The sequence below is a fragment of the Polaribacter sp. WD7 genome (assembly GCF_003335085.1).
Taxonomy (GTDB): Bacteria; Bacteroidota; Bacteroidia; order Flavobacteriales; family Flavobacteriaceae; genus Polaribacter.
Genome location: NZ_QPEJ01000012.1, coordinates 14,342 through 38,006 on the forward strand (window position 1 = coordinate 14,342; position 23,665 = coordinate 38,006).

The following is a 23,665-nucleotide window of genomic DNA, read 5'->3' on the forward strand; positions in this document are numbered from 1 at the left end:
TCATGTAGTAACTAGAACAAATATACACTAAATTATTACTAATTTTGTGTTAATTTAAAACAAAACAACTTCATTGCAAGCACTAGAAAAAACCTATACAAACGATAACTGGATAACTCTTATCATAGTGTTTTTATTGTTGCTTATATTTTTGTTGAAAATAATAGATCATAAAAAACTAAAAGGGTATGCTATGGTTCCTTTTTATAAAAATTTTATTGATGACGAATTGGAGAAAAACATAAGCTTGTTTAATGGTTTTCAAATGATTATATCTTTATTTTCTATAATTACATTATCTTTTGTTTGTTATGAAATAAGTATTTATTATTCACAAAATTATGAAGATGATTTTTTTACTTTTCTAATTATTTTTGGAGTAGTTCTTTTGTATTTTTTTGTAAAATGGATGTTAGAATACTTACTTTCTACCTTATTTGCAATCAGAAAAAACACAAGATTTTTTTTAGTATCTAAATTTAGTTACTTGTATTTTGCCTCTTTTGTGCTATTTGTAGGAATTATAATAGTGCAGTACAGTCAATTAGAAACCACGTTTTTAATAAATAGTACCATCATAATCTTTTTTTTAAGATTTATTTTGCATTTTATATATAACAAAAAGCTGATTTTTAGTAAGTTGTTTTATTTTATTTTGTACTTTTGCGCCTTCGAAATAGCACCGCTATTAATTTTATTTAAACTGATGTTTTAACATTGATAACGTAAGCGTATGAAAGTGAAAACAATATTGGTGTCGCAACCAAAGCCAAAAGCAGAAACATCCCCATATTTTGATTTATCGGATAAACAAAAAGTGAAAATTGATTTTAGATCATTTATTCATGTAGAAGGAATTCCGGTAAAAGAAGTAAGGGCTCAAAAAATTGAGTTAAAAAACTTTTCTGCCATTATATTAACTAGTAGAAATGCTGTAGACCACTTTTTTAGAATTGCAGAAGAAATGCGTTTTAAAGTGCCAGATGACATGAAATATTTTTGTCAATCTGAAGCTGTAGCGTATTATCTACAAAAATATGTTGTGTATAGAAAACGTAAAATTTATGTTGGTAATAGAACATTTCCTGAGTTAACCAAGTTAATTAAAAAACACAAAACAGAAAAGTTTTTACTACCGTCATCAGATAAATTAAAACCTCTAATTCCACAAGAATTAGATAACCTAGGTGTAGATTGGAAAAGAGCAGATTTGTATAGAACTGTAGTTAGCGATTTATCTGACTTAGAAAACGTATTCTATGATGTTTTGGTTTTCTTTAGCCCTTCAGGAATAGAATCGTTGTTTAAAAACTTTCCTAATTTTAAACAAAACAATACAAGAATTGCTGCTTTTGGTAATTCTACAGTAAAAGCTGTTAATGAAGCCGGTTTAAAGTGTGATATACAAGCGCCTGCTCCAGAAACACCTTCTATGACCATGGCTTTAGAAAAGTATATTAAAGAAGTAAATAAGAAGTAAAAATTATTTTACTTAACTTTAAAACAAAAAACCGAACAGTAATGTTCGGTTTTTTGTTTTAAAAAAAGTCCTCCTCCTCAATATTTTTTTGAATATAAAAAACTAATTTAGAATTTAAAGAAAAACCATTCGCTTATACTGATGCTGATATACTTTTAGATATTAATAAAGTAGGTAATGATTACGAGTTATAATGTTTGAGATGTGATAGGGGTTTTATATAAAAACTTTTGTTACCACCGCTATAATTAATCATTAATTTTAGCCCGCTTATTAAAGTCTTCGTATGCTTTTTGTATAGTTATTATTTGTTAAATTTAATTTTAAACATGCAGCCAATCGTAGCATAAATCTGTGAGCTAATTACAATTGGTTTAAGCAAATAAAGTAGCAAAAGCCTCTTCTATTTTACCAACCAAAATCAGTTTTATGGTGTAATTTTTAGATGAAATTTTGTTGTACTTAGAAGCCACAAAACTTTTGTAACCTAATTTTTCAGCTTCGGTAATGCGTTGGCCTATTTTAGAAACCGGTCTTATTTCTCCTGCCAAACCAACTTCTGCAGCAAAACATACATTTGGGTTTATAGCAATATCTTGATTAGATGATAAAATAGCTGCAACTACGGCCAAATCTATAGCAGGATCATCTACATTTATACCGCCAGTAATGTTTAAAAACACATCTTTTGCACCCAATTTAAAACCTGCTCTTTTTTCTAAAACGGCCAACAACATATTTAATCTTTTTAGATTGTAACCCGTTGTAGATCGTTGTGGTGTTCCGTAAACGGCAGTAGATACTAAAGCCTGTATCTCTATCATTAGTGGGCGAATGCCTTCTAAGGTAGATGCAATTGCAGTACCACTTAAATCTGCATCTTTTTTAGAGATTAATATTTCTGATGGATTTGAAATTTCTCGTAAACCGTTAGATAACATTTCGTAAATACCCAACTCTGATGTGGATCCAAATCTATTTTTTTGACTTCGTAAAATTCTATAGGTGTGGTTTCTGTCTCCTTCAAATTGTAAAACTACATCTACCATGTGTTCTAAAATTTTAGGGCCTGCAATATTTCCTTCTTTGTTAATATGACCAATTAACAAAACCGGAGTTGCAGTTTCTTTGGCAAATTTTATCAATTCTGCACTGGTTTCTCTAATTTGCGATATGCTTCCTGGTGATGCTTCTATAGCGTTTGTGTGAAGTGTTTGTATAGAGTCGATTACCAAAACTTCTGGTGCTGTCGCTTCTATATTTTTAAAGATGTGTTGGGTATTGGTTTCTGTTAAAATTAAACAATTAGAGTTTATTGCATCCAAACGTTCTGCTCTCATTTTTATTTGAGATTGACTTTCTTCACCAGATACATACAACACTTTCTGACTAATATTTAAAGCAACTTGTAATAACAAAGTCGATTTTCCAATTCCTGGTTCACCACCCAATAACGTAACAGAACCTTTTACCAAACCTCCGCCTAAAACAGTGTCTAATTCGTTATTGTTGGTAACAACTCTCTCTTCAGGATTTAACTGAATATCTGCAATTTTTAAAGGTTTGTTATGAATACTTTTTGCGGTTGCAGATTGTTTCCAAACGCGTTTTTCTTCTTTTTGAATGACTTCTTCTACAATGGTGTTCCACTCTTTACAGGCGCCACATTGGCCTACCCATTTTGCGTGTTGCGTGCCACAGTTTTGACAGAAAAAAGTTGTTTTGGTTTTTGCCATTTTTATTGAGTTGCAGAGTTTGAAAGTAGTAAAGTTACAAAGTTTATACAGGATACTTTTTAATAATATAAAAAAATAAATAGCTCTAAAAGCTGGCAAGTAATTGCGTTAGCGATTGAATGGTTTGTTTGAGCTCTTTTTTAGTTGTCAATTCGAGTAAATTTGTGAAGAATGAACAAATTTGTATCGAGAACAAAACTAAAAAAAGCGAGTAATGAAAGCGCGACCTTTAGGGAACGCCCAACTTCTCGATACAATTTTTTAAAAAAATTACTCGAAGTTATTTACTTTTATTATAAATCGGTAAAAACAAGAATGCTAAACCACCAAAAATAATAATCATAGCGGTTTGTGCAGTCCACATAATCCAACCAAAAGCGGTTGCGGGCTCTGTAGGAACATTAAACAAGGCTAAAGCTGCGGCAACTGCAATAGGGTACAGGCCAATACCACCGTTGGTAGCAGCAATAGCAAACCCCCCAGCTATAAAACCAATTAAAATACCACCAAAAGGAACATTTAGACCGTTAATTGCAGGTATTGTAGCCCAAAACATGGCTACATACATTACCCAAATAAAAATTGTATGAAAAATAAAAGCCCATTTTTTTTTCATTTTAAATATACTAGTAACGCCTTCTATTAAGCCAGAAATAAAGGTTTTTATTTTTAATAATATTCCTTTTTTTGCTCTTTTTACAAAAGATGTAAAAATGTAAAAACCAACAATTAAAACTACTAAACCTATACCTATTTTTATAGGATTAAAGTTTTTGGTTAAGAGTTCGTAAATAAAATCGAATTGTACAAAAAGCGTAATTGCCACGATAGATAGCATCATTACCAAATCTGCAATACGTTCTGCTACAATGGTGCCAAAGCCTTTCTCAAAAGGGACGTCTTCATAGTTTGTAAGTACTAGTGCCCTAGAAACTTCACCTGCTCTTGGTAACGCTAAATTTACCAAATAGCCCACCAAAACTGCTAAAACACTGTTGGTAAATTTTGGTTTAAAACCTATTGGTTCTAATATAAACTTCCATCTATAGGCTCTTGATAAGTGACTTAGAATACCAAAGAAAAGACCTAAAAAAATCCAACCATAATTGGCTTGTTTAAAATAGCCAATTAAAATATCTATAGAAATTTTTGAGATAGAATACCATACTAAAAAACCTCCCAAAATGAGAGGTAGTATCGTTTTTAAAACTTTTTTAATATTCAAAATTACGTAAGTGTATTGTCTTTTTCGTTAGGAAAAACTAAAGATGGCTTAAATGTTTTAGCTTCTTCAAAGTCCATAAAACCGTAAACAATCAAAATTAAAATATCTCCCACAGCAACTCTTCTTGCAGCTGCACCGTTTAGGGTAATTTCTCCACTACCTCGTGGACCAGGAATGGCGTAGGTTTCTAAACGTTCTCCGTTATTGTTATTTACAATTTGAACACGTTCTCCTTCTATAATGTTGGCAGCATCCATTAAATCTTCATCTATGGTAATGCTTCCTATGTAATTTAAATCTGCACCTGTAACTTTTACACGGTGGATTTTAGATTTTACGACTTGAACTAACATGCGGCAAAAATACTATTTTTTTAGTTAATCTTTATGTAATGAGATGTTGTCTATCAATCTAATATTACCTGCAAATACTGCAATAAAAGCACGGTATTTCTTATCAGATTCTTGGTATTTTGTGGGTTTTAATGTTTTTTCATCAGCAATCATAAAATACTCTATATCTAATAATGGTTGTTTTTTAAATTGATTTTTTACCCATTCTGTCAATTCTAGAGCATTATTTGTGCCAAATTTTTTACGTACTTTTTTGAGTGTTTCATATATAAAGGGTGCAGCATTTCTATGAGCTTCTGTTAATCTTGTATTTCTAGAGCTCATAGCCAAACCATCTTCTTCTCTAAAAATAGGACAACCTTTAACTTTTACATCTAAGCGATGTTTAGCTACCATTTTTTTGATGATTTGCAATTGCTGAAAATCTTTTTCGCCAAAATAAGCCTTGTTAGGTGTAATAATTTCAAATAAAGTTTTTACAATAGTGCCAACTCCATCAAAATGACCTTCTCTAAACTCACCTTCCATTTGATGTTCTAGACCATCAAAGTCAAATCTTTCTGAAGTTACATTGTTGTCATAAATCTCTTCTACAGAAGGTAAAAATAAGACATCGCAAGAAACGCTTTTTAACAACTTAGTGTCATTTTCTATGGTTTTTGGATAGTTGATTAAATCTTCTTTTTTATCAAACTGAGTAGGATTGACAAAAACACTTACCACAACCAAATCATTTTTTTGTTGTGCTTTTTTTATCAAAGACAAATGACCTTGATGCAATGCACCCATAGTTGGTACAAATCCTATAGATTTATTTTGTTCTTTGAGACTAGATAAATAAGATTTTATCTCTGTTTTGGTGATAAAAATTTTCATACCCTATTGTTCAGTAAAGTGTGCAAACTTACCATTTTAACACGATATTAGCATAAAAATTCATACTTTTGCGTTTTTATAAAAAGAGTTTGATTTAATGAAGGACAAGAGAATATTATTCGTTTCTTCTGAAGTAGTTCCTTACTTACCAGAAACAGAATTATCATCTACAGCCTTTAATGCTGCAAAAAATGCACATTCTAAAGGAGTACAAACAAGAATTTTTATGCCAAGATTTGGTGTAATTAATGAGAGAAGACATCAATTACACGAAGTTATCCGTTTATCTGGAATGAATCTTGTGGTCAATGATATGGATATGCCTTTAATAATTAAGGTTGCTTCTATACCTAAAGAGAGAATGCAGGTTTATTTTATAGATAACGAAGAATATTTTAAAAGAAAAGCCGTTTTTACAGATGAAGATGATACTCTTTTTCCTGATAATGATGAGCGTGCAATTTTCTTTGCAAAAGGAGTTGTAGAGACTGTTAAAAAATTAAACTGGGCACCAGATATTATTCATGTTCATGGTTGGATGGCAAGTCTTTTACCTCTATACATCAAAGAATTTTATAAAGAAGAACCTTTATTTACAGATAGCAAAATTGTAACTTCTCTGTACAATCATAATTTTGAAGGATCTTTAAATGAAGAGTTGTCAACTAAAGTTGATTTTGACATAAAAGATAAAGATAAAGTAGCCGTATTACAAACACCAAACTATACCAACATTTTAAAAAGTGCTATAGATAATTCTGATGCAATTATTCATGGTAGTGAGCTCATATCTGATGATTTACAGTCTTACTTAAATGAAAAAGAAGAATTACCTGTACTTGATTTTCAATCAGAGAATTTAAAAGAAAGTTATTTGAATTTTTATGCTGATATAATTTCAGCAAGTTAATTGTTATATAGTGAGAAAATTTATTAGAAGAGGCCTATCAATTGTTGCCTTACTATCGTTTTTAGTGGTTGTAATTTCATGTGAAGAAAACTTCGCAGATATTGGAAGTGGTGTTATTAACAATACACGATTTAGCAGTAACGATACAATTTTAGAGGTTTTAGTGTCTAATGCTCCCATAGAAAGTATTAGAGCTGATGGATTGAGCTTAAATTTTTCACCTTTTTCAGGTTTTCAAGGTCAGTATTTGTTAGGAGTTCATAATAATGATGCGTATGAAAGTGTAGAAGCATCTATAGTGTCTCAAGTTAGCGTAGACCCTAATACAACTATAAGTTCTTTTAGCAATCCAGATAATTTACCATTTAGTACTCAAATAGATACTTCTTTTATTCGTATACCTTATCAAGCTACATTGTTGTCTAATGATGGTGTGCCTAACTATAGTTTAGACTCTGTTATTGGTAATGAGCCTTTTACATTAAATGTATATGAAATAAATACGTTTTTAAACCGCTTAAACCCAAATGATCCTTCTAAGACAAACGTGTTTGCCTCAGACTTTGACTATGATTACGTTACAACAGAAGGAACAGAATTAAACGAAAAAGATACTCCAGATGCTGGTTTTATACCAACTACTAAAGACACTTTATTATTTATAAGAAGAAAAGCTTCTGATGGTTCCATTTTTGATACAGACACAGTAAGCTTTACTGCAAATGCAACATCTCTTGTGCCATTGCCAATGGCAATAATACCACTAAAAGATAATTTTGCAAAAGAAGTTTTTTTAGATAATTTTGGTAGCTCTAACTTTGCTTCTCAAACTGCTTTTAATGATTTTTTTAATGGTGTAATTTTAGAAGCTAAACAAAAAGAAGGTACTACTCAAGGTTCTCTAATTTCTTTTAATTTGGCTAATTTGTCTAATGTTACTACAAATGCATTTATAGAAGTATATTATACCAATACATTTTACACAGACAATACCAGAACTGAAATAGATACTATTGTTAAAGAAAATAGATCTTTTCAACTAACGGGTATTGTAAACAATAAATTTGTTATGCCTTCTAGAATTTATCCTGATAATAACGAAGTTAGAATTCAAGGTTTAGCAGGTAGTGAAGCTACAGTAAAAATTTTAAATGGTACAGAACTATCTGATTTAAGAGCCCAAAATTGGCTTATAAATGATGCTTCTCTCATATTTTATATTAACCAATCTGCAGATACAACTCTAGCACCAAACAGGCTTCACTTATATAAAAATGGAGTAGATGCTAATTCGAGAACAATCCTGAGTCAAGTTAGAGATAAAGTATCAGATCCTGTTTCTTTTGGTGGTTTTGTTGAACGAGAAAATAATAGAAAAGACAGATATGTTTTTAGAATTACAGACCATTTGTCGAATTTACTAAGTGGAGAAACTAGTTACAATCCTGAGCTACGTTTAAAAGTATTTAATCCTACAGATGATCCTATTAGAGACACTATTTTTAGAAATTTTAATTGGAATACAGGGGCTGTAACGCTTTTAAATCAAGATGCAAATGCAAACGGAGTTAGACGAGCTCGCTTAAAAATTTCTTACTCTCAAAAAAAGGATTAATTTTATCCTTATAAACTAAAAAAAAAGTTATGTGTGGTATTACAGGTTACATTGGTCATAGAGAAGCATACCCAATAGTAATTAATGGCTTAAAAAGACTAGAATATAGAGGCTATGATAGTGCTGGAATCATGATTTATGATGGAAAAAACATTCAACTTTCTAAAACGAAAGGAAAAGTTTCAGATCTAGAGTCTATCACCAATTCTTCGCCAACTAAAAAAGTTGGAAAAATAGGAATTGGGCATACAAGATGGGCTACACACGGTGTGCCTAATGATGTCAATTCTCATCCACATTTTTCTCAATCAGGAAATTTAGTTATTGTTCATAACGGAATTATTGAAAATTATGATACGCTTAGAAAAGAATTAATTTCTAGAGGATATACATTTAAAAGTGATACAGATACAGAAGTTTTAGTTAACTTAATAGAAGAGGTAAAAAAACAAGAAGGTTGTAAGTTAGGTAAGGCAGTTCAATTAGCTTTAAATAACGTAATTGGTGCGTATGCCATTGCAGTTTTTGATAAAACCAAACCGAATGAAGTAGTTGTTGCTCGCTTAGGAAGTCCTATTGCTATTGGAGTAGGAAAAAATGAATCTGAGTTTTTTATAGCTTCAGATGCTTCTCCATTTTTAGAGTATACCAAAGATGTTGTGTATCTTGAAGACGAAGAATTAGCCATTATTAAATTAGGTAGGGCTATTAAGGTTCGTAAAATAAAAGATGACTCTCTAGTAGATCCTAATATTCAAGAACTAAAAATGAATCTTGAAGAGATTGAAAAAGGAGGTTATGAGCATTTTATGCTTAAAGAAATTTATGAGCAACCCAAAGCAATTATAGATACGTATAGAGGTAGAATGTTACCAGATTCTGGTATCATAAAAATGGCTGGTGTAGATGATAACTTAAATAAGTTTTTAAATGCCGAAAGAATAATTATAATAGCTTGTGGTACTTCTTGGCATGCAGGTTTAGTAGGAGAATATCTTATAGAAGATATGGCTCGAATTCCTGTAGAGGTAGAATATGCATCAGAATTTAGATACAGAAATCCTATTATAACCAACAAAGATGTTGTTATTGCAATATCACAATCTGGAGAAACTGCAGACACTTTAGCAGCTATAAAATTAGCAAAATCTAAAGGTGCATTTGTATTTGGTATTTGTAATGTTGTAGGCTCATCTATAGCAAGAGAAACCCATGCAGGTGCTTATACCCATGCAGGACCAGAAATTGGAGTAGCTTCTACAAAAGCATTTACTACTCAAATTACGGTACTTTCTCTAATATCATTAAAATTAGCAAAATCTAAAGGAACTTTATCAGACTCTGCTTTTAGAATGTATCTACAAAAGTTACAATTAGTACCTAATAGCGTAGAGCAATTATTAAAGATTGATGAAAAAGTAAAAGAAATAGCAAACCATTATAAAAATGCAACCAATTGTTTGTATTTGGGTAGAGGTTTTAACTTTCCAGTAGCTTTAGAAGGAGCTTTAAAGTTGAAAGAAATTTCTTATATACATGCAGAAGGATATCCTGCCGCTGAGATGAAACATGGTCCTATAGCCTTAATTGATGAAAACATGCCTGTTTTTGTAATTGCAACAAATAAAGGACATTATGAAAAGGTAGTCAGTAATATACAGGAGATTAAATCTAGAGCAGGTAAAATTATTGCTGTAGTAACAGAAGGAGATGTAACCGTAAAAGAAATAGCAGACCACGTTATTGAAATACCTGAAACTGAAGAAGCATTAACGCCTCTTTTAACCACAATTCCTTTTCAATTATTATCGTATCATATAGCTGTTCTTTTAGGTAAAAACGTAGATCAGCCTAGAAATTTAGCAAAGTCTGTTACTGTAGAGTAATAAATTTGTTTCCTATCATAAAAAAAATCCAACTAATTGGTTGGATTTTTTATTGGACTTAATTTAGATATTTATTACGCTTTATCGTGTATTTTGGTTGGGTTTTTCCCATTCCAAAGAGTAAGAATATCTGTAGCAACACTGGCACCACTACCAGCAGCAATAGAAAACTGACTGCGCCATCCTGCAATTGTACCACAACAGTACAATCCATCTTTTATAAAATGATGCGTATTTTTTAATTGAATTCTATCTTTCGTAGGATTTGCTCTTTGATGTGGAATAATAAACTCTTCTAATCCATTTATACCAAAAGGTTTAGCGTAGTTTAAAGCAATAATCACAATTTTTGAAGTATATGTGTATTTGTTAGTTTTTATTTTATAGCCAGCTTCAAAAGCTAATACAGACAATACTTTTTCTTTTTCAATTTGTATTATGTGTGGGTAAAGATTAAAAAGTTGCTTCTTACTTTCTTTAAGAATATTTTTTCCCAATGTTTTAGGAGGTAACCCCAAAACATTGTTAAAGAGCGCGTCTTGAAGATGCGAAGTTCTTTGATGTGTAATAATTCCTATTTTTTTTCCGTTAGCATAGGCTTTGTGTTGTGCAGAACCTAAGACAAGTGCACACTGCATTCCAGAAACACCTCCACCAATTATGAGTACATCAAAATCCATCTAAATAAAAAGCATTTTAATATTGGCAGCAAAAAGTTTTACAGCAATAGCTAATAAAATTACACCAAAAACCTTACGAATTATTTGTATTCCGTTAGGGCCAATTAAACGTTCTATTTTAGTTGAAGTTTTTAATACAATGTAAATAAGAATAACATTTAATAAAACAGCAATAATAATATTTTCTATATAAAATTCTGCTCTTAAAGATAACAGCGTTGTTAAACTTCCAGGACCAGCAATTAACGGAAAAGCCAAAGGAAAAACAGAGGCCGTTATAGAATTAATATTATCTTCGTTATCTTTATAGAGAGTAATGCCTAAAATCATTTCTAAGGCAATAAAAAATAAAATAAAGGCACCAGCTACCGCAAAAGAATTAACATCTATACCAATTAATTGCAATAAACTTTGCCCTAAAAATAGAAATAAAATCATAATAAAGCCAGCAATGAGAGAGGCTCTTCCAGATTGTATATGACCCGCTTTTTTTCTTAAATCTATGATAATTGGAATATTACCAATTATATCTATTACTGCAAATAAAACCATAAATGCAGTAAATATTTCTTTCAAATTAAAATCCATTACTATATTTAAATTTTTTACAAAATTAGAGAACTAATTTTACGAAAAGAGAAAAAAAATGAAAAATATTGCGTTATTTTTGCATTATGTTTCAGTTAGGAAAAACAATTATTTCAGAAGAAATCATAGAAAAAGATTTTGTTTGTAATTTGTCTGCTTGTAAAGGAGCATGTTGTGTAGATGGGGAAGCAGGAGCACCTTTAGACGAAGAAGAGACTAAAATTTTAGATAAAATTTACCCAAAGGTAAAACCATTTTTACGAAAAGAGGGTATTGCTACTATTGAAAAAGAAGGAACCTGGGTAACCAGTGAATGGGGTGAGCTTGAAACGCCATTAATTAATGGTGCAGATTGTGCTTATGTGATTTTTGATGAAAAAAACACAGCTCTTTGTGCTATTGAAGAAGCGTATAATCAAGGAGAAATTGATTGGAAAAAACCAATATCTTGTCACTTATACCCAATTAGAGTAAAAGATTATAGCGAGTTTTCTGCCGTAAATTATCATAAATGGAAAATTTGTGATGATGCTTGTACTTTAGGAAAAGAATTACAAGTACCTATATACAAATTCGTAAAGCAAGCCTTGGTAAGAAAATTTGGTCAAAACTGGTACGATGAGTTAGAAAAAGTGGCTCAGAAACATTTAGAATAGCTAAGAATTAATAAGTCAGATTTTAAAATCTTAATGTAATGGTATTTTTAAAGTAACCTTAGTTCCACTAGGATTCTGATTTTCATCAACCAAATCATCAAAAATCAAATTAAATTGATTTTGAAAACCGATTATAAAATTTTGTAAATGTAAACGATTAGCTAAAAAACACTTGGCAAACAGAACATTCTAGAGATAGATCATTTGATAACTTTTCTATGATACAAGTGTTATTTAGCTGAAAAATAGATAATTGTCATTTCGAACATTGCTGAAATTTAAATGTATTTAAATTGAAAGTAGCTTACGAAGTAAAAGTGTAGTTGAGAAATCTCATATCTATAGTAAGATTTCTCCATTTCAGTAGAAATGACATCTGTTTTAAACAACAAAAATAATAATTACCTGATAAACAATATGTTTTATACCGTACTCACGTTAAATAACAATTCTGATAGTATAAAAATTTATAAAGAAGGCGTACTAACTTCTTCTTTTGTTAGGAATGAAGACAGATCAGGTTCATATACAGATCATATAGAAAATCAAACTTTTGCTTTTTAAAACTTAATTGAGTATTAAACAAACTTAGTTGTAAAGCATCAGTTTTTAATTGATGCTTTTTTTGTGGCATGCTATTTGTTTTAACAAGTCTTTAACATTTAAAATGGTATCGATTATGAAAAACAGAAAAAAACAACCTAACAAACAGTTAGAAAAATTCTCTAACATCTTTACACAGTTAGGGCTTGTGCTCATTCTTTTTATTGTTTATATTACTTTAGAGCATCAGACAGAACAAAAAAAAGCAATTTTTAGCAACGAATCCACTAAAGATAATATGGTTTATGTAGAGCCCAATACAGAAATTCTTTTTACTAAAGAAGCTAAGCCAAAACCTAAACCAACACCTCAAAAAACTGTATTTGTTGTTGATGAACCTATTAAAAAAGGAGATGATAAGGTAATAGAAACGATAATTGATGTTTCAGAAAAAACACCAGATCTTATAGATATTGATAAAGTGAATATTGTAGAAGGTTTAGATGATGAGCCCATAGTTGAAGATGTAGATTTTGTAAATGTACAATTTGCACCCATATTTAAAGGATGCGAAAATCTTTCAAAAAAAGAAAATAAAATTTGTTTTGATAGAAAAATGAAACAATTTGTACAACGTAATTTTGATATAGAGTTGGCTAATGAAATAGGTTTACGTTCTGGAAAACACAAAATTAGAACACAGTTTATTATAGATGATAAAGGTGAAATTATAGATATAAAAATTGCAACCAAATACAAAGCTTTAAAAAAGGAAGCCAAAAGAATCATCAAAAAATTACCAAAATTTAAACCAGGTCAGCAGAATAATAGAGCAGTAAAAGTAAAGTATTATATGCCCATTTCTTTTAGCATAGAATAACAGAAGAAGTTATCTAAAAAGTTTCAGAAAATATGAATTTCTAATAATTTTTCAAAGAGCTTTTTAGATACTCTTTTTTTATATTTAGTACATTTGTTTTAATGAGAATCAGTCAGTATTTAGACGCTACATATTCTAAAATTGCAAAATTAAGCCAATATTTCTGAACGGGAACATACCCATAGGTTTGTAGATTTAGTTGAAGAAGTAATTTTGTATGGCTACAAATTGGTAATTGTTAGATCTAAACACATTCCGCTCGAAAAAAATACTCCATAAATCCAAAAAAAATTCAAATAGGAACTGTGATTGGATTTCATAAAGGTAGTTACACATTAGGAAATAAATTTAAAGAAGTTAAAGAAGCCATCAATTTAGAGGCAAAAGAATTGGATTTTGTAGTAAACTACAAAGCTTTAAAAAACAGGAATGTTAAATTAGTAGCATAAGATGTGACCGAAGAGACAAGATTATGTCTAAATAATATAAAAGTAGAAAAGTGGATTATAGAGGTTGAGGCCTTAACAAACAAAGAAATAATTGTAATTTCGCAATTGATTAAAGAGATTGTTTTAAATAAATTAAAAAAGAATTGTTGGTAAGATCTTTGTAAAATCATCTACTGTTTTTTTTGAAACATAGTATAATTTACCTAACGGAGCAACGTTAACAACAGTAAATCTCTTAGTAAATTTATGATAAACCACTCAGAATAAATGCTGCAGGTGGAGCAGGAGATTACAAAACAACAATTAAAATGATAAATTTAGATATAGATAAAATAGTAACATCATCATCTTAAAAAAATAGTAACAAAACAAACAAAAAGCATACAATATTAATTTTGAAAAACTACTTTGCACATACAACGGCTGTTATAGATGAAAATTGTAGTATTGGAGAAGGAACCAAAATATGGCATTTTAGTCATATTATGTCTGATGCTACTATTGGTAAACAATGTAATATTGGGCAAAACGTAGTGGTTTCTCCAAAAGTTGTTTTAGGGAAAAACGTAAAAGTGCAGAATAACGTTTCTATCTATACGGGTGTAGTTTGTGAAGACGACGTATTTTTAGGACCTTCTATGGTTTTCACCAACATTACCAATCCTAGAAGTGCTGTAGTTAGAAAAAATAAATATCAAAAAACTTTGGTGAAAAAAGGAGCAAGTATTGGTGCAAATGCTACTATAATTTGTGGTAATACTATTGGAGAATTTGCTTTGATTGGTGCTGGTGCTGTAGTTACCAAAAATGTACTTCCTTATGCTTTAGTGGTAGGCAACCCGTCTAAACAAATAGGATGGGTAAGTGAATATGGACACACTTTAGAATTTGATAAAAACGGTTTGGCAACCTGTACAGAAAGCCGTCAACATTATCAGCTTAAAAATAATACAGTTATAAAATTATAAAATGTTAAAAAAATACTTATTTCTAATTTTATTTTCTCCAACAATTTTGTTGTCACAGGAAGAAAGATATCCCGTTTTTGATGTTTGTAAAGGAGAAGAAATTACGTCAATTAAAGATTGTTTTTTGGAAACAACAAAAAAACACTTCTTTTCAGAATTTAAAACACCAGCTATTGTAGAAAATGAAAATTTTACAGGTACTGCAAACAGTATGTTTGTAGTAACAGCAGACGGAGAATTTAAATTAATTTATGTGAATACGCCATACGAGGCAATTAAAAAGGAAGTTAAAAGAGTATTTGATAATTTTCCAAAGATTACTCCAGGTTGGTTTAATAATCATGCTGTAGAAATGCAGTTTGAATTACCAATTCAATTTCCAATAAACATTAGTAAAACTAAAACTAAAACAAAAGCTAATTTTAAAACCACAAAAACTAAAAAAGTAAAAACTACCAAAAAATTAAATTTTAATGAGGTAGTTGCCCAAAAAAATATTGAAGATGCAACTTTTATTGAGCATAGTAGCCGTTTAAATATTCCTTTTACACATCAACGATACGTAGATTTTGAATATGCACTTCATAAAGCAAAAGGAACGCATACAGCTTCTAAACCATATACTTATGATGAGGTTAGTGCATACTATGATTTAACTAAAGAAAAAAAACAATTTTTAAAACCAGAAAAACAATCTTGGTTGGGAAAAAAAGTTTGGAATGAACACTTATTAGAAGTAAAAAATAAAGACTATTGGTTTACAGTAGACTTTTTACTAGACGTACAATTAGGAAAAGATAACTCTGATGTACCCTATACTTTCAATAATTCTAGAATAGTACATATAAATGGTGAAATTTTAAAAAACCTTTCTTTTTCTACAACGTATTATGAGAGTCAGGGTAGGTTTGCTAATTATATTAATAGATTTATAGAAAATCCAGCTCCTAATGTTAGACCAAGAAACTCAGAAGGATTGGTTCCAGGAAGAGGAAAAGCAAAAAGACACAGAACAGATTCTTTTGATTATCCTGTTGCAGAAGCCTATCTAGCATATACACCTAACAAATATATGCAGTTTCAGTTTGGTAACGGGAAAAATTTTCTGGGTGATGGGTATCGCTCTTTTGTTTTGTCAGATGTTTCTGCACCAACAACATATTTAAAGTTAAAGGCTAATTTATGGAAGTTTCAATACACCAATTTATGGATGTGGAATACAGAACCTTCGTTACAATCTGCTTTTGACCCAAATGAACATGCCAGGAAATATGTTGCAGCACATTACCTATCTATAAATGTTAATGATCGTTTAAACCTTGGTTTCTTTGAAACGGCAGTAACAAGAGGGGGCAATGGTATAGATGCAGGGTTTTTAAATCCAATTATTTTTTACCGTTCATTAGAATTTAATAGAGGAGAAGATGCAGGAAATGCAATTTTAGGCTTAACAGGAAAATATAAACTAACAGACCAAGTATCATTATACTCTCAACTTGTAGTGGATGAGTTTTCTTTTAATAAATTAGATGCTCTTGGTAGGTGGGAAAATAAATTTGCTTTTCAACTTGGGGCAAAATATTTTGATGCGTTTAAGGTAAAAAACCTCTTTTTACAATTAGAATATAATTATGCAAGACCCTATACTTTTGCGCATGAAACTTCTTCTTTAAATTACGGTAACTTTAGTCAACCTTTAGGGCATTTATGGGGTGCAAATTTTTGGGAAGCAGTAGGTATAGCAAGATATAAAAGAGGAAGGTGGAGTGGTTCTGCAAAATTGATAGCTGGTAAAAAAGGATTTGATTTTGTTGATCAAGCTGTGAGTTTTGGAGGAGATATTTACCAATCTTATAATATTAGATTTTCAGATTCTGGAAATGTAATAGGACAAGGAAATACAGCCAATATCTTCATAGCAGATGTTCAGGCAAACTACCTCATAAATCCATCTAATAGAACTAATCTTATTGCTAGTTTATCGTATAGGAATTTTGACATTAATACCCCATTACCTGGTTTTCCATCAGGACAAACTGTATGGTTTTCTATAGGTGTTAGAGCAGATTTATTTAATTGGTATTTCGATTTTTAAAATTTTCGTATTATTTTTTGTTTTATATACTATAAATAGTTTTATATTTGTGGTGTGATTTTAATTAATCACACTTTTTCTTTTTCATAGCAATTTTCCCACTCAATTTATTGAGTGGGTTTTTTTATATTAAAATAGTACTAAAATTATGGTAAAGTCATAATTATCAAATATCTTTGCAAACCATTTGTAGAGATATGAATTCAGCAGTTATAACAGAGACAAAGACTTCTATGAAAACCATTTTTTCAGACTTTAAACAACTTACAAAAGTTGGTTTGTCTCTTAGTGTTGTCTTTACCTCTGCTACCGGTTATTTACTCGCTGTAGATGTGGTTAATTATATTACGCTTTTTCTGCTTTCATTAGGAGGTTTTTTTATGGTGGGCGCATCAAATGCTTTTAATCAAGTTATAGAAAAAGATACAGATGCTATTATGAAGCGTACACAAAACAGGCCTTTACCAACGGGTAGAATGTCTGTAAATGTGGCACTAACAATTGCCATTTTACTTACTATAGCAGGTATAGCTATTTTATATAGTATAAACCCAAAAACAGCTTTGTTTGGCGCGGTTTCTATTTTTTTATATACTAGCGTATATACGCCATTAAAAGCAGTTACGCCTTTAGCCGTATTTGTAGGAGCAATTCCGGGAGCAATTCCGTTTATGTTGGGTTGGGTTGCCGCTACCAATCAATTTGGAATAGAAGCAGGTTTTCTGTTTATGATTCAATTTTTTTGGCAGTTTCCTCATTTTTGGGCCATTGGTTGGCTACAGTTTGAAGAATATCAAAAAGTAGGATTTAATATGTTGCCAATGAATACAAAAGATAAAGGAGCAGTACATCAAATGATTTTTTATACTGTTATTATGATTTTGGTTTCTGTAGCACCAGTCCTAAAGCTTTCAGGAACATTTTATATTCATCCAATATCTGCAATAATTGTTACGTTGTTAGGAGTATACATGTTGTATTTTGGATTAAAACTGCGCAAAACTTTACAAAACACAGATGCTAGAAAACTAATGTTGTCAAGCATTCTTTATATTACTCTAGTACCAATTGTATATGTAGTAGATAAATTTTTACATTAAAACATGACACAAGAACAAATAGTACAGGAAGAATTAAAATTGGGTAAAAAGAAATCTGCAAAACCGATGTTGTGGGTTTCTATGATTAGTATGGTAATGTTTTTTGCAGGACTAACCAGTGCTTATGTAATCAGTATGAAAAGAGATGATTGGGTTTCTTTTGATTTGCCACAGGCATTTTACACAAGTACTTTTTTTATTATAGCAAGCAGTATTACGTTAATTTTATCTCAATTTTTCCTAAAAAAAGACAAAAGACAACTTTCAATATTATTGCTTGTAATCACATTTATATTGGGCTCAGGTTTTATTTGGCAGCAGTATGTCGGTTTTAACCAATTAAAAAGTGTGGGCTTATTTTTTACAGGGCCAGAGAGTACAGTTTCTACATCTTTTATTATAGGGATAACTTTTATGCATATATTACACCTCTTAGCAGGTGTTATTGTGCTTTTAGTTGTTATTTATAATCATTTTAAATATAAATACAAATCAGACAATATGCTTGGGTTTGAACTTGGTGCAATCTTCTGGCATTTTGTAGATATATTATGGATTTATCTATTTTTCTTTTTCTATTTTATCAAGTGATAGAAAATGATTAATTTTGGCAAACTTTTAAGACTAAACAACAGAAAAATTTATGGAAGCAAATATTGCTATACCTTCAGAAAGTAAAGAAACCTGGAACGGTGGTGGCGTAAAACCATTTGGAGCAAGTTACGGGAAAATGATGATGTGGTTTTTTATTGTATCTGATGCATTAACCTTTTCAGGATTTTTGGCAGCATACGGTTTAACTAGATTTAAATTTATAGATTCTTGGCCAATAGCAGATGAGGTGTTTACTCATATACCGTTTATTCATGGAGAATACCCTATGTATTATGTTGCTTTTATGACATTTGTACTTATATTTTCTTCAGTAACTATGGTATTGGCTGTAGATGCAGGTCATAAAATGCAAAAAAGCAAAGTAGCCTGGTATATGTTTGCTACTATTATTGGAGGTTTAATTTTTGTTGGGTCTCAAGCTTGGGAGTGGAATACCTTTATTAAAGGTTCTTATGGAGCTGTTAAAACTACAGATGGTAAAATATTACAGTTTGTAAAAGACGGTAAACAAATAGCTTTAGCAGATTTTGTAGTGGCAGAAAGAACTGATGGTAGAGTAGAGCATACTAAGAAAAATGGATTATGGTTTGAAAAAGAAGGAACTATATCAGAATATTCTGTAGATCAGATTGTAAATTCTTACAAAGCAAATTCAGATATACAAATTAGAACAGAATTTATAGATCTAGCGCAAAAGAAAAAAACAATTTTGTCTAGAGAACAGGGATTAGATTATTTACTTAAAGCAAATCAGGTAGTAGAAGGAGCTAACTTAAAAGTTAACGAATACGGAAATACAATTTTTGCAGACTTCTTTTTCTTTATCACAGGTTTTCACGGTTTTCACGTATTTTCTGGTATTGTAATTAATATTATCATTTTCTTTAATGTAATCTTAGGAACCTATGAAAAAAGAGGTCATTATGAAATGGTAGAAAAAGTAGGATTATATTGGCACTTCGTAGATTTAGTTTGGGTATTTGTATTCACTTTCTTCTACTTAGTTTAATTAAAAGATTAATAAAAAAAGATGGCACACGCGCACGAATCTAATACAAAAAGAATTTGGATAGTATTTGGTTTACTATCTGTAGTTACTATTATAGAAGTTGCCTTAGGTATTATTAAACCAGAGGCACTTCATTTACACGGACCAGGAACAAGTTGGTTAAACTGGATATTTATCATTTTAACCCTTGTAAAAGCATATTACATTGCTTGGGCTTTCATGCATTTAGAAGGAGAAAAAAAATGGTTTAGAAGGTCTATTGTTTGGTCTGCGGTATTTTTAATTATTTACCTAGTAACGTTATTGTTAATAGAAGGAAATTATTTATACGAAACCTTATCGCCATTAGTAAGATGGTAATTTAAGAAAATATTAAGGTGGTTTTAACCACCTTTTTTTTGCTCCTAAAGTATCTTTGTAACACCCATTGTAAACAAAAAAATGACCAATAGAAATAAAAAAAGAATTGTTCTTTTTCTGCTATTTATATTACCACTTTTTCTGTATTTATTTTTATCATCAGGTATAAATAACTTTGCAAAGTTGCCTGTATTATCTAATAACATAACAGATGTATCTTTAATTGATGATAATAAAACTACAACACTAAATGGTAAAATTTCTATCATTTGTTTTTTAGGAAACGATATAGAAAAAGCCAAGGGCGGATTGTTTAATTTAAATCAAAAAATCTATAAACCCTTCTACGGCTTTAAAGATTTCCAAATTATAGCCTTGTATCCAGAAGAAAAACAAAAAGAAGTATTAGAGTTAAAAGCAGATATTGCTGCTTTTACAGATATGGTTAAATGGAAGTTTATTGCTAGCTCTGAAGCAGAAATTAAGGCTTTATACGATAGTTTTAAAACCAATACATCTTTATATAGTGGGTATTCTTCTAAAGCTTACTTGGTAGACAAAGAAGCTGCTCTTAGAGGAAGAATAGATGATGAAGATGAGAAAGATGGTAAATTGTATGGTTATGACATGACATCTGTCGCAGTATTGAATAATAAAATGAAAGATGATGTTAAAGTAGTTTTGGCAGAATATAGGTTGGCACTTAAAAAAAATAATGCTGATAGAGAAATTTAAGAAACGATGAACAAGAAATATTCTTACATAGGTATTACTTTCATTATTTTATTATTTGGTATTTATACTGTACCAAAAGTAGTAAATCACTTTAAAAAAGCTGGCCTGCACACATTTCATAGAATTCCAAATTTTGAATTTACCAATCAAGATGGTCATACCATTACAAATAAAGAGTATTTAGGAAAAGTTTATGTAGTTGAGTTTTTCTTTACCACTTGCCCAACTATCTGTCCTATTATGAATCAAAAAATGTTGACCATACAGAAAGAATTTTTTGGCAACCCAGATTTTGGTATCGCTTCTTTTTCAATCACTCCAGAAATAGATACACCATTAATATTAAAAGAATATGCTAAAAACCAAGGTATACGACACAAAAATTGGCATTTACTTACAGGAAAACCAGATAGCTATGTTTTTACTTTGTCTAACCAAGGATTTAAACTCCCTTCTGGTGTTGGAGGTACAGACCATGGTGGATTGTATCATTCAGGAAATTTTGCATTAATAGACAAAGAAGGAAATATAAGGTCTCGTTATGACGAATTTGGCAATCCAATTTTTGTGTATAGGGCTTTGGATGAACAAGAGTTAAAAAATCAGATACAAGAATTAAAAGAAGACATTAAAATTTTATTAGATGAGTAATACTCTACAAGAAAAAAAGTATAAAAAATTAATTACAATTTTATCTATAGTTATTCCTATAGCAGTAGCAGCTTTATTTGGAATAAATTTGAGAGAATTAGGTTTTGATGTAAAACCATTAACTTTTTTACCTCCAATTTATGCAACTATAAATGGGATAACAGCAGTTGTACTTATAGCAGCTGTAGTGGCTATAAAGAAAGGGAATAAAAAATTACACGAGCAATTAAATACTGTAGCGATTGCATGTTCTTTAGCGTTTTTGTTAATGTATATAGCGTATCATATGACGTCTGATTCTACAAAATTTGGAGGAGAAGGAACAATAAAATATGTGTATTATTTTATTTTAATTACTCATATTATATTATCTGTAATCGTAATTCCGTTTGTACTTTTAACCTACATGAGAGCTAAATTAGGGCAGTTTCCTGAACATAAAAAAATTGCAAAAAAAACGTTTCCAATTTGGTTATATGTAGCAATTACTGGTGTAGTTGTATACGTTATGATTTCTCCCTATTATGCATAAAAAGTTTTTCATATTATTTATTTTACAGATGTTTTGTACCACATACTCTGTTGCTGCACAATGTGCAATGTGTAAAGCCGTGGTAGAAAACGGTGATGTTTCTATGGCAGAAGGGGTAAATAATGGAATAACATACCTAATGGTATTTCCTTATCTTTTGGTGGGTGTTCTCTTATTTGTAATCTACAGGTATAAAAAGAAAGCTAAAATTTAACATAGCTATAAGAGTGAAATCTTGTAACATATTTTAATTTTAGTCGTCTTATAAATGATAGTAGTTCTATCTAAAGCATAAGACAAAAATTATACCAACCAAAATCAAATCATTTTGAAAACCAAACTCATCCTATTTGTAGCAATATTTTCTTCTATTGCTACTTTTTCTCAAAAACAATGGACTTTAAAAGAATGCGTAGATCAAGCATTAGAAAAGAACATTACCATACAACAGACTAAACTAAACGTAGAATTGGCTAAAAAAGATGTAGACATTTCAAAAGGTAATTTTTTACCCAACTTAAATGCTTCTACAGGAAATAATTTAAATTTTGGTACTGGTTTTGACCCAGTATCTCAAGATAGAGTAAATACTAGTTTTTTTGGTGGTTCTATGAATTTATCTTCTGGAATAACCATTTTTAATGGTTTTAGAAATACAAATACATACAAACAAGCACAATTAGGGGTAGCATCTAGTATGCAAGATTTAAAGGTCATTGAAAATGATATTTCTTTAAGGGTAGTTAACGGGTATTTAAATATATTATTTGCTAAAGAAAATTTAAACGCAGCCAAAATTCAGTACCAAATAAGTAAAACTCAGATAGAAGCTGCTAAAAGTAGATTTGAATCTGGTATTATACCTAAAGGTGATTTATTAAATACGCAATCTACTGCAGCAGCTGATCAGCAAAACGTAATTACACAAGAAAATGCTTTAGATTTAGCACTATTAAATTTAGCACAATTGTTACAAATTCCTGTTGCAAATTTTGATATTGCTTCTGTAAATGTTGGAACACCATCTGCTAATTTGTTTTATAAAACTTCTGCTGCCGTATATGAAAGATCTCTTAATAGGTTACCAGAAATTCAGCGTGCCCAATTGGCAATAGAGAACTCAGATTTAAGTATAGAGTTGTCTAAATCTGCTTTTTTACCATCTATTACTGCTTCAGCTGGTTTGTCTACCAATTATGGATTCAATCTTAATTTACCACCAGGAATTGACAATACCCCATTTTCTACTCAATTAGAAGACAATTTAGGTTATGGTTTAGGATTTAATGTTAACATACCTATATTTAATCGTTTTCAAACTAAAAATAGAGTAGCACAATCTGTAATAAATAAAGAAATTTCTGAGACAAGATTAGAAAACGAGAAATTAAACTTAAAACAAACCATAGAACAAGCTTTTTTAGATGTTAAAACAGCTTTAAAAACGTTTGAGGCAGCAAAAATTTCTTTAGAAGCACAGAATGAATCCTTTAAAAACGCGCAAGAACGTTATAATTTTGGGGCAATAACATTATTTGATTTTGATTTGGTAAGAACGCGTTTGGTAAATGCACAAGCAGCTATGATTAGAGCAAAATACGACTATGTTTTTAAAACCAAAGTATTACAGTTTTATTCTGGTGATTTGATTTTAGAATAAAACCATCATCAAATAAAAAACCTTACAGCTTAATAGCAAGCCGTAAGGTTTTTTTTTGATAGT

At 30.3% G+C, this 23,665-nt stretch carries 26 protein-coding genes; 20 read left to right on the plus strand and 6 right to left on the minus strand.

Going from position 1 to position 23,665, the window contains the following annotated elements:
- The first annotated feature begins 73 nt into the window (after positions 1–73).
- Together DUT90_RS13540 and DUT90_RS00695 are read left to right on the plus strand one after the other, a co-directional pair.
- Positions 74–715: a DUF4271 domain-containing protein gene (locus DUT90_RS13540; protein ID WP_114424792.1), complete on the plus strand. Its 642-nt coding sequence runs from the start codon at positions 74–76 to the stop codon at positions 713–715.
- An 18-nt stretch (positions 716–733) separates the two neighbouring features.
- Positions 734–1,480, plus strand: coding sequence for a uroporphyrinogen-III synthase (locus DUT90_RS00695; protein ID WP_114424793.1), 747 nt, complete (start codon positions 734–736; stop codon positions 1,478–1,480).
- A gap of 374 nt (positions 1,481–1,854) precedes the next feature.
- Here the strand turns inward: DUT90_RS00695 and radA are convergent, their stop codons facing one another.
- The 4 genes from radA to panC all read right to left on the minus strand — a co-directional run bounded on the left by radA (position 1,855) and on the right by panC (position 5,670).
- Entirely contained in the window at positions 1,855–3,216 is a 1,362-nt protein-coding gene (gene radA / locus DUT90_RS00700) for a DNA repair protein RadA (protein ID WP_114424794.1), read from the minus strand.
- A gap of 280 nt (positions 3,217–3,496) precedes the next feature.
- Complete coding sequence (locus tag DUT90_RS00705; RefSeq protein ID WP_114424795.1) at positions 3,497–4,441, minus strand: lysylphosphatidylglycerol synthase transmembrane domain-containing protein; 945 nt, start codon at positions 4,439–4,441, stop codon at positions 3,497–3,499.
- Positions 4,442–4,443: 2 nt separating this feature from the next.
- Positions 4,444–4,794: an aspartate 1-decarboxylase gene (panD, locus tag DUT90_RS00710; RefSeq protein WP_114424796.1), complete on the minus strand. Its 351-nt coding sequence runs from the start codon at positions 4,792–4,794 to the stop codon at positions 4,444–4,446.
- Positions 4,795–4,818: 24 nt separating this feature from the next.
- Positions 4,819–5,670: a pantoate--beta-alanine ligase gene (panC, locus tag DUT90_RS00715; RefSeq protein ID WP_114424797.1), complete on the minus strand. Its 852-nt coding sequence runs from the start codon at positions 5,668–5,670 to the stop codon at positions 4,819–4,821.
- A 97-nt stretch (positions 5,671–5,767) separates the two neighbouring features.
- Between panC and DUT90_RS00720 the strand changes: the two genes are divergently transcribed.
- Genes DUT90_RS00720 through glmS form a run of 3 tightly spaced genes read left to right on the plus strand, consistent with a single transcriptional unit; the run spans position 5,768 to position 10,081 of the window.
- Positions 5,768–6,580, plus strand: a complete 813-nt coding sequence (locus tag DUT90_RS00720) for a glycogen/starch synthase (protein ID WP_114424798.1) — start codon at positions 5,768–5,770, stop codon at positions 6,578–6,580.
- Positions 6,581–6,590: 10 nt separating this feature from the next.
- Positions 6,591–8,195 (plus strand): DUF4270 family protein, encoded by a 1,605-nt coding sequence (locus DUT90_RS00725; protein ID WP_181858111.1) that lies wholly within the window; start codon positions 6,591–6,593, stop codon positions 8,193–8,195.
- 29 nt (positions 8,196–8,224) lie between these two features.
- On the plus strand, positions 8,225–10,081 hold the full coding sequence (gene glmS, locus DUT90_RS00730; RefSeq protein ID WP_114424800.1) for a glutamine--fructose-6-phosphate transaminase (isomerizing): 1,857 nt from the start codon (positions 8,225–8,227) through the stop codon (positions 10,079–10,081).
- A 74-nt stretch (positions 10,082–10,155) separates the two neighbouring features.
- Here the strand turns inward: glmS and DUT90_RS00735 are convergent, their stop codons facing one another.
- Together DUT90_RS00735 and DUT90_RS00740 are read right to left on the minus strand one after the other, a co-directional pair.
- Positions 10,156–10,761: an FAD-dependent oxidoreductase gene (locus DUT90_RS00735; RefSeq protein ID WP_114424801.1), complete on the minus strand. Its 606-nt coding sequence runs from the start codon at positions 10,759–10,761 to the stop codon at positions 10,156–10,158.
- Complete coding sequence (locus DUT90_RS00740; protein WP_114424802.1) at positions 10,762–11,349, minus strand: MarC family protein; 588 nt, start codon at positions 11,347–11,349, stop codon at positions 10,762–10,764.
- A gap of 86 nt (positions 11,350–11,435) precedes the next feature.
- Here DUT90_RS00740 and DUT90_RS00745 point away from each other — a divergent pair, with 86 nt between their 5' ends.
- The 15 genes from DUT90_RS00745 (at position 11,436) to DUT90_RS00805 (ending at position 23,602) form a co-directional block, all read left to right on the plus strand.
- Positions 11,436–12,005: a DUF3109 family protein gene (locus DUT90_RS00745; protein ID WP_114424803.1), complete on the plus strand. Its 570-nt coding sequence runs from the start codon at positions 11,436–11,438 to the stop codon at positions 12,003–12,005.
- Positions 12,006–12,374: 369 nt separating this feature from the next.
- Entirely contained in the window at positions 12,375–12,569 is a 195-nt protein-coding gene (locus tag DUT90_RS13270) for a hypothetical protein (protein ID WP_147266188.1), read from the plus strand.
- Between the two features lie 115 nt (positions 12,570–12,684).
- Positions 12,685–13,428, plus strand: a complete 744-nt coding sequence (locus tag DUT90_RS00750; protein WP_114424874.1) for an energy transducer TonB — start codon at positions 12,685–12,687, stop codon at positions 13,426–13,428.
- Between the two features lie 305 nt (positions 13,429–13,733).
- Complete coding sequence (locus DUT90_RS13300) at positions 13,734–13,877, plus strand: hypothetical protein (protein WP_181858112.1); 144 nt, start codon at positions 13,734–13,736, stop codon at positions 13,875–13,877.
- A gap of 395 nt (positions 13,878–14,272) precedes the next feature.
- Positions 14,273–14,845 carry an acyltransferase gene (locus tag DUT90_RS00755; RefSeq protein WP_114424804.1) on the plus strand — a complete coding sequence of 191 codons (573 nt, stop codon included), beginning with the start codon at positions 14,273–14,275 and terminating at the stop codon, positions 14,843–14,845.
- A 1-nt stretch (position 14,846) separates the two neighbouring features.
- Positions 14,847–16,940: a gliding motility protein RemB gene (locus DUT90_RS00760; RefSeq protein WP_114424805.1), complete on the plus strand. Its 2,094-nt coding sequence runs from the start codon at positions 14,847–14,849 to the stop codon at positions 16,938–16,940.
- A gap of 197 nt (positions 16,941–17,137) precedes the next feature.
- On the plus strand, positions 17,138–18,040 hold the full coding sequence (cyoE, locus tag DUT90_RS00765; protein WP_114424806.1) for a heme o synthase: 903 nt from the start codon (positions 17,138–17,140) through the stop codon (positions 18,038–18,040).
- A gap of 3 nt (positions 18,041–18,043) precedes the next feature.
- On the plus strand, positions 18,044–18,631 hold the full coding sequence (locus DUT90_RS00770) for a cytochrome c oxidase subunit 3 (RefSeq protein WP_114424807.1): 588 nt from the start codon (positions 18,044–18,046) through the stop codon (positions 18,629–18,631).
- Positions 18,632–18,683: 52 nt separating this feature from the next.
- Positions 18,684–19,664, plus strand: coding sequence for a cytochrome c oxidase subunit 3 (locus tag DUT90_RS00775; RefSeq protein WP_114424808.1), 981 nt, complete (start codon positions 18,684–18,686; stop codon positions 19,662–19,664).
- A 21-nt stretch (positions 19,665–19,685) separates the two neighbouring features.
- The gene (locus DUT90_RS00780) at positions 19,686–20,024 is read left to right on the plus strand and encodes a cytochrome C oxidase subunit IV family protein (RefSeq protein WP_114424809.1); all 339 of its coding nucleotides are present in this window, start codon (positions 19,686–19,688) and stop codon (positions 20,022–20,024) included.
- An 81-nt stretch (positions 20,025–20,105) separates the two neighbouring features.
- Positions 20,106–20,759 (plus strand): hypothetical protein, encoded by a 654-nt coding sequence (locus tag DUT90_RS00785; RefSeq protein WP_114424810.1) that lies wholly within the window; start codon positions 20,106–20,108, stop codon positions 20,757–20,759.
- A gap of 6 nt (positions 20,760–20,765) precedes the next feature.
- A complete protein-coding gene (locus DUT90_RS00790) occupies positions 20,766–21,410 on the plus strand; it encodes an SCO family protein (protein ID WP_114424811.1) in 645 nt (214 codons plus the stop codon).
- The gene (locus DUT90_RS00795; protein ID WP_114424812.1) at positions 21,403–21,942 is read left to right on the plus strand and encodes a DUF420 domain-containing protein; all 540 of its coding nucleotides are present in this window, start codon (positions 21,403–21,405) and stop codon (positions 21,940–21,942) included. The genes DUT90_RS00790 and DUT90_RS00795 overlap by 8 nt, the downstream gene beginning before the upstream one ends.
- Positions 21,943–21,970: 28 nt before the next feature.
- Positions 21,971–22,156 (plus strand): hypothetical protein, encoded by a 186-nt coding sequence (locus tag DUT90_RS00800; protein ID WP_181858113.1) that lies wholly within the window; start codon positions 21,971–21,973, stop codon positions 22,154–22,156.
- Between the two features lie 114 nt (positions 22,157–22,270).
- Positions 22,271–23,602: a TolC family protein gene (locus DUT90_RS00805; protein WP_114424814.1), complete on the plus strand. Its 1,332-nt coding sequence runs from the start codon at positions 22,271–22,273 to the stop codon at positions 23,600–23,602.
- The last annotated feature ends 63 nt before the right edge of the window (positions 23,603–23,665 follow it).